This window comes from Candidatus Cloacimonadota bacterium (assembly GCA_016932035.1).
Taxonomy (GTDB): Bacteria; Cloacimonadota; Cloacimonadia; order JGIOTU-2; family JGIOTU-2; genus Celaenobacter.
This window is the reverse complement of record JAFGDR010000064.1, coordinates 20,496-35,236: the sequence shown is the minus strand read 5'-3', so window position 1 is coordinate 35,236 and position 14,741 is coordinate 20,496. Positions and strand designations below refer to the sequence as shown.

The 14,741-nt window shown below is 37.4% G+C and carries 8 protein-coding genes; all 8 read right to left on the bottom strand.

The window, feature by feature from the left end:
* Positions 1 to 27: 27 nt before the first annotated feature.
* Positions 28 to 2,283: an outer membrane protein assembly factor BamA gene (gene bamA, locus JW794_10400; protein ID MBN2018522.1), complete on the bottom strand. Its 2,256-nt coding sequence runs from the start codon at positions 2,281 to 2,283 to the stop codon at positions 28 to 30.
* Positions 2,284 to 2,601: 318 nt separating this feature from the next.
* Positions 2,602 to 6,615: a hypothetical protein gene (locus tag JW794_10395; GenBank protein ID MBN2018521.1), complete on the bottom strand. Its 4,014-nt coding sequence runs from the start codon at positions 6,613 to 6,615 to the stop codon at positions 2,602 to 2,604.
* 15 nt (positions 6,616 to 6,630) lie between these two features.
* A complete protein-coding gene (locus JW794_10390; protein MBN2018520.1) occupies positions 6,631 to 7,317 on the bottom strand; it encodes an ABC transporter ATP-binding protein in 687 nt (228 codons plus the stop codon).
* A 9-nt stretch (positions 7,318 to 7,326) separates the two neighbouring features.
* A complete protein-coding gene (locus tag JW794_10385) occupies positions 7,327 to 8,559 on the bottom strand; it encodes an ABC transporter permease (protein ID MBN2018519.1) in 1,233 nt (410 codons plus the stop codon).
* A gap of 59 nt (positions 8,560 to 8,618) precedes the next feature.
* The gene (locus JW794_10380; protein ID MBN2018518.1) at positions 8,619 to 9,629 is read right to left on the bottom strand and encodes a hypothetical protein; all 1,011 of its coding nucleotides are present in this window, start codon (positions 9,627 to 9,629) and stop codon (positions 8,619 to 8,621) included.
* An 82-nt stretch (positions 9,630 to 9,711) separates the two neighbouring features.
* Complete coding sequence (locus tag JW794_10375; GenBank protein ID MBN2018517.1) at positions 9,712 to 10,320, bottom strand: class I SAM-dependent methyltransferase; 609 nt, start codon at positions 10,318 to 10,320, stop codon at positions 9,712 to 9,714.
* A complete protein-coding gene (locus JW794_10370) occupies positions 10,317 to 11,540 on the bottom strand; it encodes a right-handed parallel beta-helix repeat-containing protein (protein ID MBN2018516.1) in 1,224 nt (407 codons plus the stop codon). Before JW794_10370 ends, JW794_10375 begins: the two co-directional genes overlap by 4 nt.
* On the bottom strand, positions 11,540 to 14,722 hold the full coding sequence (locus JW794_10365) for a hypothetical protein (GenBank protein MBN2018515.1): 3,183 nt from the start codon (positions 14,720 to 14,722) through the stop codon (positions 11,540 to 11,542). The genes JW794_10370 and JW794_10365 overlap by 1 nt, the downstream gene beginning before the upstream one ends.
* Positions 14,723 to 14,741 lie beyond the last annotated feature (19 nt).

The window sequence follows — 14,741 nt, the reverse complement described above, 5'->3', positions numbered from 1 at the left end:
ATCATCTCCTTGTAATATAAAATTTATTTAGAAAGTTGATCCAAACTGGAAGTGGAACTGCCACTTGTTGTTTGTTTTTCTGTCGAGTCCATAGGCATAGTCAAAACCTAGCAGTCCCATTGGGGACATGATGCGCACGCCCATTCCTATACCCTTTTTTAATTTTTGAACATTTATTTCAGATAGAAAATTATAAGAATTTCCCGCATCCAGGAACATGACACCGATGATCTGGTCGCCTGAGATCGGGAAGGTAATTTCAGTTGAAGTGATGAATTCAGCTTTACCACCATCTTCATCTTCCGGAACAACACTATTATCAGGATAGCCGCGAATACCGTCAGCACCTGTTCCGCCCGGGTAAAAAAGCTCATCAAGAGGTACTTCTTTCGTGTCACCAAATGCTTTGACATATCCCACACGCCAACGTGTGCCAAGAGAAAATTTCCAGAAGAGCTTCAGATACCAATTTGTCTGGATAATCTCTTTAATATAATCTTCGCTTCCCCCAAGGGGACCGCCAGCCAGTCCTGTATATGAGCGGACAAGTGAACCTTCGCTGGGTCTGAACACATTATCCCTGTCATCCCTTTCGAGTGTAAGAAATGCTGTGCTCGTGAGTATTTTTCCTTTATCGACCAGAGCTTGCAATGATGACGACACATCACCATTTTCATCAAGAATGCTGTACTGTTTCTGAGTTATAGAATAACCTGTCGTGATCTTTGAATAATTTACCCAGGGGATTTTTGTTCCAATACGGAAACCTCCGCCGGATTCAACCACTTTATAATTATAACTATCCCAGTTGTTTCTCTGGTGATAGACATCCAAACCAAGAAGCATATTCGTATCATAAAAATATGGATTGGTAAAACTGATGTCGTATTCTTGCTTTTTACCACTGAATTCCCATGTTAATTTTAAACCCCATGCTTTTCCAAAAAGATTATTATGTGAAAATGAGAGAAATCCAGTCAGCTTGTCTTCTTCGTCATAGTTCACACCCATATTGGCTGTACCGGATTCTTTATCTTCAAGCTGAAAGATGAGATCAATATCTCCATCATCATTGATCGGCTGATAGTCCAGCCCGATATTCGGCTCGAAGAAACCGAGGTTATAGATGTTTCTCTGGCTTTGAATAAGGAGTGACTGCCGGAAGTAATCACCTGGAACAATTGCCAGCTGACGCCGGATGATCTTTTCCTTAGTCTTTTTGTTGCCTTCAATATATATCTGCCTGACCTTTGCACGGTTATTTTCCTGTACAAAGATATTGATGTTTACCTCATCAGCTTTAGGATTGATCTGGGGTGAAACCGTTGAATAAATATATCCCTCCTCATAATACATTGACCGGATGGTATTGAGCTTCTCATCAAACTCTTCCCGGTCAAAGATCTGGTTATCATCGAACTTGAGCTGGTCAAGGAGTATCTCTTTGCTGAACAGTGTATTGCCCTCGATTGATATAGCGCCAATACGATATTGGTTACCTTCATAGAGATTTATCGTAAGATAAAGCTGTCCCTTTTCATCGTATCTTGGTTCCCACCCGATGATCGTTGCGTCAATGTATCCTTTAGAATTATAATAGTTAATGACACGGTCGAGATCCTCATCGAATTTCTGCTGATCGAATTCACCTGAACGAAGAAAACCGCTCTTCTTGGTCTTGATGACCCTGCGAAGCTTCTTTGTGGTTACCTGGTCGTTCCCGGTAAAATTGATCTCTCTGATGACGACCTTATACCCTTCATTAATAACGATCGACAGGTCTATCCTGTTTTTTACAGCAGGTTCATCACTGAAATTGACTGCTGCAAGCCGATATCCTTTGGAATAATACAGATCAAGGATCTTATTCCTGATCTCAAGCTCGCGTTCACCTGACCAATAATCACCGCGAACAAGCCGGAACTGCTTTTTGATATCATCAAGCTTGATCTTTTTATTACCGGTAATTTCCCAGTCCTGTACAATGGGATATTCTGAAACCTGTATGATGACCTTAACACCCTTTTCATCCTGGACTTTATCTACATTAATGTCGTCGAAAAGACCAAGTTTGTAGATATTCTTGATAGCTGTTGAAATTTTTTCTGGTGAATAGATCTGCCCTATAGCAAGTCCTGAAGCAGATTTGATGAGTTGAGAGGTTACGTTTATATTTCCAGTTATCTCGATATTAGAAATATAATTATACTCGATTTGAGCAAATGCCGATGCAGTACAAAACGCAAACGAAAAAATCAAAAGAGAGAATATAATTTTTTTCATATTTTTTGAGATTAAAGATAATTTATGGCATATTTCCCGTTAGTAAAATAATTAGTAAAGTTTTTTAGTAGGATGAAGTGATATATAGTAATAATATTATAATATTCCGATATTTTCAATGACATACCTTCTATCTCAACAAAATAAATTGGATGGGTTCTGGTTTATCAAGAACAGCTGTAGCATAAGTGGTGACATATAACAATCTGCCAACTTGTAAAGAAAGATGATGATCTATATAGTATAAAATTCGTTTATTATTTTTCAGTGAAAATCCAGATAAATTCGTAATCTAATCCTAACAGTAGTCTATCAAAGCTAAAAATGCAACACCGTTTCGAGTGAAATTCCCTGGTTATCTTTACCCTGCGCAGGATAGAATTGATATCTGTAAATGAATCTAAAATTGTACGGCAGATCCCATGTAAAGGAGAGCTCATGCTGAACACCAATATATGTTTCATTACGAGAGGACATCTCTTTTTTTATGAGTGCTTCGTAGTTCAGATACCATTGAGGTGTGATGTATTTTCCCAGATCGATCGCCAAGTTCTCGAGGAGAATATCCTTACTCAACTCACCAAGGAGTTCAAGGTCGGAATCATATTCACGATCAACGATAAAATCATCCGACTCAACGATGCCGCTGGTGAGAATAATATTCTTCATAAAACCTGTTTTGAAACGCACAAAATCCAACCCCAGTATCTGCCTGATAACTCCTTCGACCGGACTAATGATAGGACTGAAGATTAAATTGCTTAACTCATCACTTGCAAGGTTGATCGCCTGCTCGGTTCCTAGATCGAAGCGCTCTTCTTCGGAAAGTTCATCAATTTCCTTACCATATTGAATCTTGGAAAGGATGCTCAACATAGTAACATCATTGGGATTATCGCTTTTCAGTATCACTTCGACATCACCATATGTCTCTGTGCCGATGTCATCAGCATTGAGTTTATCTTCAGTCGACCGAACGTACAAATAGATGGTCGATCCGTCCGGAGTTCTTTTTGTAAACGTGGCATCGATGAATACCTTATCATCCTTTCGTGCTTTTCTTACAAATACATCCTCGGCACTGAACAATTCCCCAAAAAGACGCATCTCTCCCTGCCTTGAATGGAGATCGAAAAACAATTCCAGTTCTTCTGTTTCCCGATCAGATCGGAAACTCATATAATCACCCGGATCAATCTTTAAGTTAAACGGATTAGAAACATACCAGGTATTTTTATCAAAAACAAGGTCGAAGTCTGCATAAATGGGAGGTAACCCGGTATCTTCAGCTTCTTCCGGTTCTTCCTCTTCTTCGTAGATTGCATCGCCATTCGACAGAAGTATTCGCCCGGATAATACCCAACCACCATCCTCGTGAAAGATAGAGAAATATTCGCTGTTATAGCCAACTAGCCGGACGTCGACAAGTCCCCTGTCTGGTTGATAGTTAGGAATATGTATCGTTATACCCTTATCATCATTATTGAGGAGAATTGTGCCAATATTAATATCTCCTACATATATATCCATATCAGATTCATTTACTTTGTTCTTTATAAAAAGCTTGCCATCTCCCATGATCAATGAACCATTCAGATTAGTGACTATATTATTTTTCACACCCATATCAAATGAAAGGTTTCTGACTTTTTCAGGTTGTGACTTAATCGAGAACTCGCCATCAGAAATACAGATGCACGCACTATCTATGATCGTGTTGGTATCCTCAGTTTTGATCGAAAACATCAGATCCGTTTTACTCGAAGCGTTTTTTATTAAGGGAGTGTAGCGTGAAAGAATCTTGAGTAAGTCACCGGAAAAGCTGAACCTCATCATATCTGGATGGTCATGAAATTCTTCTTTTAGAAAATTATAGCTGTACGATCCATTGCCAGTGAGATTGAAATCAGGTGCAAGAACCTCCAGCTGTTTGAGGTAGAAAAGCGTACTATCCTGAAAAACCTGTGCTTTGCATGTATTAAATGATGTATCAAAAAATTGGCCATTTTCAACAGAGACATCACACAAAATGCGGGGATCATCCAGATGCCCAGATGCAATAATTGAGTAATCTGCTGAGCCGGAAACGAAGTCATCAAAGAATAACTCTTCTAAGAGGACGCCGTCTTGTTCAGCATTGAGTTCAAACACTCCCTCATCCAAAGATAAGCGAGCATTCCCAAACAGCAGTGTTTGAGAATTCTTTGCCACAATATTATCGAGCGCTATCTCTGATGAAAGAATTTCTAAATCAGAGTCCACATCAACTGGATGAATCGCTTTACTGAATGACAGGTCTTTCACATGGACATGCCCAGTTCCCTGGAGAGAATTCGTTCCTGCAAAATCGAGAAAAGCTGTAATGAAACCATCCATTGTTATTTCTTCTTCATTGGATGAAAATATTTGATTTACTTTTAAAATTTCCAAGGAATCTATGGAAATATTTCCTGCATACCGGATACTATCCTGAGCTATTGTCCCACTCATGTTTGTCGTTACAGTTTTTCCTATATCAAGCTGTGCTGAGAATCGATCATCTTTAAAGATGGATGACTGCAGCACTATCCCAATCGGTTCGTTGTTTACATATAGTGAATCGGTTCCAATATTGAAAAAACCATCATACGCGCTCAGTACAAGTGGTATCTCTCCTGAAAGATTTAAAATTCCGTCGAGTTTTGAATTAAAATCCTTTCCAAGATCGATCAGTCCGTTCACATATACCAGATTATCTTTAACCTTTGCCCGAACCTGTGCACTAATAATTGGATTGAGTTGATCGGTTATTGGATTTGCAGTATTAAGTACGTTTGTAAATGTAAGGTTTTTGGTAACAAAATCGGTTTCAATTATGGGTAATTTCGCTGAAAAATCAGCAAAACCTTTTATGTTTACTGAACCGGTAACATTATCTATCTGGAAATCAATTCTTTTCTTTTTAAATGATGCTTTCAATAATAAATCGGTAAAAGTAAAAGTATTATTTTTTATTAAAAGATTTTTACAAACTACATTACTTTCAGGATCCTTCAAACTTCCACTTATGGTTGCTTCTACATCATAACTAAAATAATAATTATCAAAAATATACGTAAAGTCTTTGCTGGTAATAGATACATTTGCTTTACTATTAAAAAGTTCATTTGTATCGACACTAATATTTCCCGACAATATGACCAAATTTGTATCAGCGATGAATGATCCTTGCAATATGTGCAATTCATTTTGTTTGTAGTTCAGATTTGCTATAAAATCATATATATTAAAATCCTTGTATGACAATTCTTCACTCGATGTTGTAATTGAAATTTCCGGAGAACCGGGACTGTCAGAGATATTTCCGCTTACATCTATTCTTCCTAACATGATCGGATCAACTTCATGTACATGAAAATTATCCAGCACAAATGAAATATCAAGTGATGCATCTTCATTCAAATAATCTCGTACTTCTCCACCAAACATTGCTTCATGATTCCTCCATCTGATTGGAAACTTCTTAATCGTCAGTGTTTCCGGATGTATCGACAAATCTATAGTATCTGTTTGAAAAAGCTCATCACTATATGTGCCAGCTATGTTGCTGATCACAACACTTCCATTAAGAGAATCCGACAGATCGGTCTCAATATCTGCATTAACCATTGCATTGAGAAGTTGTGCATTTTGGGAGGAAATGTGAGGAACGCTGTAATCTGTTATAATGATCGTAAAATCATTTGATTTTCTCGCATACATTCCGTCGATCTGGATAACTCCATTATTGTTTTGCTGGTAAGCAGATAAGGAAATGTGCCATTCATGTTCTGCTTTCTTTTGGAGATTGATATTAAGTTTATCAATATTTTCTGTAAAATGATAGGTGCTGTCTGATTGTAATGACACTTGTCCATTTATGATAGAGATATAATTGAAACGTGTCAGTGTTTTTTCAAGAGCATCGAGATCGATACGCCATGGTTTTCTCTCTTTATTAAAATCCAGAATATATGAGACTTCGGGAGAGAAACATCTGATTTCTTTCAAAGCCTTTTCAATTTTGAAATTATGAAGTATTAGCTGCCAAAAAGAATAATGTATATAAAGCTGAGATGCTCTGAATGTATACTCACCCTCCTTATGTATCTCAAGATCAGAAATCTGTAAAATTTTTGACGTAATGTTCAGATTGGAAAATGAGATGGTTGCTTCGAGTTGTTTCCCAAGTGTATTTGTGAGTTTATTCTTCACATATGTGTTCACATCGAAGAGGTAGGTCATGCCCCAGAATATAAGATTGATCACAATCAGAATTAAGACGACGACCAGCAACCACTTACGTTTTCTCATTCAATAAAAATCTCTTTATCCTTTGCTTAATGTATGGAGTTTACCCTTCTCAAGATTATATACATGATCAGCACATTTTGCAAGTTCCTGATTATGCGTGACCAGCAGGACAGATGTGTCGAATCGTTGATTTAAACTCCAGAGAAGATCAGTCAGTTCCTGGCTATGAATCGAGTCGAGGTTTCCGGTCGGTTCATCTGCGAGAACAATATCCGGATTGTTGATCAGAGCTCGTGCAACAGCTACTCGTTGCTGCTCTCCTCCACTTAGTTGGTGAGGATAATGTGAACTTCTTTCAACAAGATCGAGTGAAGCGAGCAACTCTTCGGATGCTTGGATGCTTTCCTTATAGGATGCACCGCTTATCATCTTAGGCATCGCTACATTTTCAACCGTAGTGAGTTCGGGCAATAGGTGGTGGAACTGGAACACAAAACCAATATTCATATTTCTGAAGTGTGCGAGTTCTCCCTCATTATATGATCGTATATCTACATCATAAAATATGACACTACCGGAATCGGGTTTATCAAGGGTTCCTAATATATGAAGTAGTGTGCTTTTTCCGCTCCCTGAAAGTCCGGTTATCGAAACGATCTCCCCTTGTTTCATCGAGAAATCAAGATTATCCAGAACGGTCAGTCGCTTTTCATGTGTGCCTTCAAAATATGTCTTTGTAATATTTTTTGCCTGTAAAATCATGGAACCTCTCTATTTTTTTGAGACTCGAATAATTGAAACTGCCTGCATCTGTGAAATCTTTCGTAACGGAAAAAAAGATGAAAATACTATGATAAGACCTGCAACAAGTATAATGAAGATATAGTCGATGGGTTGGTTCTTAACAACCAGATGCTCGATCAAGTAGACATCACTCTCTATTGTAATGATATTGGTATGGGTCAATAACAATGAAATGATGAAGCCAAACATTATTCCAAGCAAGATTCCGCTGAAACCAATAATCAGATTCCGAGCAAAAAAGATCTTTCTGAGATCTCTATTCGTAGTACCAAGCGCTTTGAGGATACCGATCTCTTTCCTCTTGTCCAGAATATGCATCGAGAGAACGCTTGTCAAACCGAATCCCGCTACTAGAACGATAAGTGCGATGATGATGAAGATCACCCATTTTTCAAGCTTGAGCAGACTGAAGAGATTTTTATTCAGATCAATCCAATTGCTAACATTAAACGGATAAGATAATTCTTGTTGGATCTGCAAAGCAATACGATCAGCTTCTTCGATATAATCACTTATTAGTTTGATAGAAATTCCAGTATACTGATCTCCAACGGAAAGAAAGCTCTGTGCATTTTCTACCGGCAGTAATACAAGTGAATTATCAAACTCAAACATTCCTGAAGAGAGAATTCCGGAAATCTTAACAATAATTGAGGAAGGCATCATTCCTGCTATAGTGAAATCAGCATTCATCGGTGTTATCAATTTTATAGAATCTCCAACCTGGACGTGCAGTCTCTCAGCAATGTTTTTACCAATAACTGCGTTTTTGCCGTTGTGTTCAAAACTTCCTTCAACAATAAATGAACCAACATCTGACGTTTGCAATTCTTTCTCGAAATCCAAGCCACGTATGATCACACCTGCAATGTCATCATCTTTAATTGCCATACCTTCTGTATATAAAAACGGAGCATAAGCATGAACGGATTCAAGAGTATCCAAAATTGTAGATATGTGCTGATACTCCTCTTCGGAGACTTGCTCATTGCCGAATTTGAGGATATAGATATGTGAGTTCACCCCAAGGATTATTTCTTTCATCGTATCATAATATCCACTGAAAAGTGCAAGTGAGACCGTTAGAGCGATCACTCCGATCATAATTCCTATGATTGAAATGAGCGAATTGAAAGAAAAAAAGTCCCGCTTGCCCTTTACGAGGAAAAATTTCTTGAGGAAAAATTCTTGGAACTTCATGAAGCCTTAAAAAGAGGAAGACCAGGCTTCCTCTTTTATATTTTTACTTTTAAGTTGTTTTATTGAGTAACAGGAATATTTTTATAAGAAATCTTGAAATCTCGATTAAGATCATCCCAGAGTCCGAGATTAAGGAGCGTGATCATACTTACCGGTTTCATAACTTCTTTGAAGATTAACTGAGCTTTTGTCGGCACATCCTGCACAAGGTTGTGAGTCAGATTCCAGTTCCTGTTCTTGTTCGCAAATTCCAAAGTCATCGGGGTATATTCATTACCTTCAGTATCATATGCCTTTGTATTTCCTCGTATGATCGTAAGCTCTCTTTCTGCTATCAGATTGGTAACAATCAGCGTTATCGTAAGCGTTTGCTGGGTATAATCACAAGCTGTTACTTGTATTCTGTAGTCATTGAACTCGATTGTAAATGGATCATCTTCATCTGGTTGAGGGATATCAAGAGTCGCTTGCTGCAAGACGGGTGCAGCATTTTCTTCGACCATTACATAGTTGAAAACCGTATTAGAAGGAGACACGAAGACTGTATCCAGGATTGCGTCATATCCATCTGCAACGAGAAATAATACATACTCATCGGGCATCAGCTTTCCCTGAGGTTGTTCCCATTCCAAACCATTGACCATGATCTGGGCATCTTTTGGCTCGACATTAATGGTAACATCAACATCCTCGTAGGTTGAGAGCCGGACATAATAGGTTGTTCCGATCTTCAATCCACCCTTGGGAGCTTCAACGTTTAATGCAACAAAACGAGGTGCTTGAAATGTTATTTCATCTTCCCCTGAGGAAACATAGAAATAGAACTCATCCTCATCGATATTTTCCTTTTTATATACTTTCTGTTTCAACGAAATATCGATGGGTCGGTCCACCTCGACTTTCAAAACAGAACAATAATTCATATCCATATCAGTAATTGGTTCCATTTCTGCTTTGAAATCAGCGGGTAATTTTCTGAACTCATCAAGCTCGAACCTCAATGCATAGAGAGAGGTCGTTAAGATCAGAGAAAACAAAAAAATCAAAAATAACTTACCGATTTTTTTCATTAAAAACTCCTTTCAAATTTACGTTTTCAAATCACAAGCTTCTGTATATTTTGTCAATAATATATATAAGTTTATATTAATTTCATTTTTCAAACAGCAAGCAAAACAGTTCATCATCGTCAATTTTTTCTTTTATGATAAATCCCACCTCTTCTGCAAATGTAATGATTTTTTCTGCAGATGGAAGATAGTCACCACGAACTGCTTGATGTTTTCTAACATGCATAGCATTAGTTTTTTCTCTGGATTCCGAATGAGCGATCAAAACATAACCGTTCTGATTCAATATTTCAAAAGCTTTATGAAAAAATGACCGTTTATCATCAAAATGTGGAAAGCAAGAATAGCAAATGACCGCATCGAAGCGGTTTTCAAATTCCAGTTCAAAAAAATCGTCAATGATAAAACTAACATTACAGTATTCACTGCCTGGATATTTTTCCTGAGCCTTCCTGATCATGTTTTCTGAATAATCAAGCGCAATAATATTTCCTTTATGAGTTACTCTTTTCATAATATGCGGAATAAGAATACCGGTTCCGGTGCCCACATCAAGCACATTGTCACCGTGCTGAATATCGATAATATTCATGATCTCATCGATTTTTTGTTCGTCATGATTGCATATGTCATCCCAGATATGAGCATGATCTTCAAAGAATGCTTTTCTTTCAAGTTGTTGGATGGTCATTGATTGATAAAGAATCTTCGGTAAAATCCAGATTGAATGAAAAACGGATTTTGATAAAAAACTGATTTTAGTCTTTGTAATTTCTTTAAGAATTGATCTTCTGGTATGTCATAATCAGGGAGATCATCTGATGCCCTCCTGTTATCATAAAAGAGATTTTCTTTAATTTCAAAATTTTGGGGTAGAGCATGCATTGCAAGAGATGTCTGGTAGCAATAGTAATCAGGTGAATCATATCTTTCATCCTGACCGGATCGTACAATAATATTTCCGGTGAGTGATCCTGATTCTGTTTCTTCGTCGGACTTAGTTACAGAAATACCACATGCACCAACATCGTATACAACATTATCTTTTATTATTGCTTTCGGTTTACCCTTTCCCGCATCCCAGAATGCTATTCCCCAGGTAATCATATCTTCTATGATATTATTTTCTATGCGACAATCCGCATCCACGAAGATTCCAATTCCTTTCCAGTATCGGGTAATGTAGTTATATTTGATCGAAGCACTTGCATTCCATGTAACACCGATTGCAACTCCTCTTCCTCCCTTTGGAACACGTCCGGTCGCTTTATCCATTCCATCTATTCTATTGCCAATAATCTCAGCTCGTGCATCTCGGTAAAGAGCGATACCATCCCAGGAATTCCCAATGATCTCATTATTAATAATCTTAATATAGGAATTCTCTCGACCGCAAATCCCCATGACGCCAGATATATGTTTTGCAATCATTAGAGAATCTCCAACATTATCACGAATAATATTATTCCTTATGATCACAATGCTGTTCGATACAACAATCGCCGCATCGGTTGCCATTTGTGACGTATCACGAAGCGTACCTGTGATGGTCAAATTCTCGATTATTCCATTTTTAAGATCCCTGACATATAACCCATATCCTGCGTTCGTATAGATAGTTACTGGATTATTTTTGTGCCCGGAAATCGTGACATTTTCTCCCGAAATTGTTATTCCTTTAGTGGCTGTAACTTGCTGGTTAGCTTCCTGACAATTTCCGCAGGTTGAATCAATGAAATATTCCGGTTCAAGATAATATTCACCAGGTTCAAGTTCTACAAATAAATTCTGTTGGGGGACTGAAAAGAGTTCTTCCAATTCATCACTGCTTGTAATGTTCACTCGCTTCTGCTTGGTCGAGCAACTTATCACAATAAATGAAATGAAAAGGATTAACAAAAAATTTTTCACTATTTTAAACCTTCTAATAACTGTTCCACTTTAAAGTCGGAAAAGGCATATGCTTTCCGTATCTTATTGAAACAATTCTGATTTTTTTCCAACAGGAATTCTCTGTCAATATCTTGCGTAGTGGTAATAAGCCGAATAGTCTGAGTAATTTCAAGAAGGATGAAAAACTCATCAAATGCTTCTTTTCTGAACCACAGAATATTGTCAAACCAATTGAATTCCAGAAGTACCTTAATCTCCTCTATATCAAAAAGCTGTTTAAGAAAATCATAACAAGTTTCAGTTTCAAAATATTTCCACAACTTATGCTCTGATGCAATGATTTTGATTAGTTTTGTATAAAATTTTCCAAGGTCAGATTGGGTATACACATTTATTTTTTCTCTCAGAAAATTCTCCAGATCAAAGTCTTCGATAAAATCTTTTGTAGAATGAGGATATGAACTTTTCTTGTAGGTCATACCAGTTCTTCTCAGCATAAGCCATATAAAAAGTACATAGAACTGGTCATGACTGATCGTAAATCTCTCCTCGAACAGAGAGATCGTTTCCCGGATGTCCTTTTCATATAATTGAATAAGTATATTCAAATCATACAGATCATCATCTTTTGGTTCTATACTTTGCAGGAAAGCGCGCACCTTGAGCATAATGTTCTCCATGAGCGATTCATCCCTCGAAAAATTGAACATCTGTTGAAAAGTCTCATCCGATAACAGTAAATCTAAGGCATCATACATTTCTTTATTTGTAATTTTCTTTCTTTCCTGTTCGATATTTCGAACACCTCTATTTTCTAATGTAGAAGCAATCTTTGAATAGACCCCATCTTCATCATAGTAAATACGAAAGTCAGAAAAGACAGCATACGCGAATGCACTGAGTTCCTGAAAGAGTCCATGATTCAATATATCTTTTGCATGTCTAATATATTCCCAATCCTTTATCACATCCCGAAAAACAACATACGTATTTCCATTATCAGGTATCGAAAAAATATCAGCGATTGATTTTTTTTTCCAAACAGATTCACCATTCTGGTTTCTCTCAGCAAAATAAGACCATTTGATATGACCGGTTGTCTCTTCGTATTTATTATTGAAGATCACCAGTGTTCTAACATTATAATATTCATTTGAATAAACGAATACATTTTCATTGGTCGTACCATTATTGGCTGTAAAATCATATAAATAAAAATTTCTAACATCTGAGAAGAAATGCCGTCTGCGGAGGAGTGGGAATATTTCTTTTTTATGCCTTTCAATCAATCCGATATTCTCCTTTTCACTCCATCTCGGTTTATGAAATTCCATTCCGTAACGTTCTCTAAAACCCTGCACCTGACCATGTGCAAACATTGGAAGACCAGGAAGTGTGCTCATCAAAACACAGGTTCCAAAATACTTATCATCAAATCCAAACTGCTCAACCGCTGTATCTTCGTCCGGATTGCTCATGAAGTTCACAAAGCGTTTGAGTATCTGGGGATCAAATTCCAGTACATTTTTAATAGACTGACGATATTTGCTGTTCTCTTCATTTTTCATCATGTTCATGAATGCACTGTTATAAACCCTATGCATTCCAAGTGTCCGTACAAAATATCCTTCCATGAGCCAGAATGCCTCTGCAAGCAGGAGTGTATCCGGTGCTTCGAACGCTGTTCTATCTACAACTTCTCTCCAAAATTCCTTAGGCATACGTTTATTGAATTCTTCCTTTGACATGCTGAATTCAGACCTGCTTGGAATGTCCCCGCCTGTCCCGGGTTCAGGATACCATAATCTTTGAAAATGTTTCTTTGATAGTGTCATGGCAGCATCAAATCGAATAATTGGAAATTTCTTAGCAATATGAACTATTTCATTGATCACTGCCTCACGTACATGAGGTAAAAGGTAGTTTAATTGAGCTGTATCATTCCATGGAAAGCAGGTTCCATCGTTACCATGATAAATGTATCGTGTTCTTCCATCACGATGATCGACATATTTGAAAACGACTGCAGCATCTTTGTGGTCGTAATAATGATCTTCGATATAGATTTCTACATCAGGATGATCAGATAAATTCTCACCGCTGAAGCTGTATGACGGGAAGGGTGAATTGTCGGTTTGGATGAACCATTCGGGATGGTCATATACCCAATCGGAATCAATTGCCATGTGGTTTGGAACCATGTCACATCCAATCCTTATGCCGTATTTCCAAGCTTTTTCCGTCATCCTCCGCAATGATTCTTCTCCTCCAAGTGAAGCTGATACATTGTATCGTTTCAATGAATAAGCCGAAGCAAGTGCATCGAAATTTCCGGTTAGATGCTTTATTCTTTTAGACGCATTACTTCTTTCCCATATACCGATAAGCCAAAGTCCCGTAAAACCACTTTGCGCAAGGAGTTCGAACTCCTCATCTGGGATTTGATCTAGTGTTTTTATTTCACGTTTATATCGTTCAGTCAGTTGATCAAGCCATACAAAAATGTTCTTTGCCAGAAGTACCAGTGAGGGCATCCAGTCTTTATCCGGTGAAAAATTCTGGGGTTCATTCCATTCTGAAAAAAAAGCTGTTATACCGAATTCTCCTGGACCGGCAAGTCCCCATTTCTCTTCTTCTTTGAGGAGGTCCAGAGCTTTCAATAAAAGCAGTTCTTCATCACCAAGATATTCTTTCCAATTATCATACATATATTCAAGCTGGTTTTTCAGGGAATACGGATTGAGTTTTATGGGTTTGAGTAAAAAATCTATTAACTCGTTATCTTCTTCTTTAAAAAAGTTTTCCCTTAGTCCTAACTCCCCTTCCCGTTTATCGGAGTTACCTGCATCATCAACAAATAAATGAAGGTATTTTTCTAGTGACGGATTTTTTGAGAAGAGGTAATACTTAAATTTCTGTTTAGCAATTTCATGTGTTTTAGAATGCGTATGTTTCCTTCTTTTTACATGATGTTTTTCAAAAATATTCTGATAAATATCTCCAAGCAGAATCATGCTGAATAATTCACCGGTTTTTAAATATTTTTGAGAAGGGGCATCTTTGCTTTTTATGCGATTTTGTTCATAAATAATAGATCGGATTATCGGTAGATCATTCGTTGTCAGACGGTCGATTGATTGTAAATGCGGCATCTCTTTTACAAGACCTCTTATCGATTTACTCAATGATAAACCCTTCATAGAATCTCCAATTTATTTT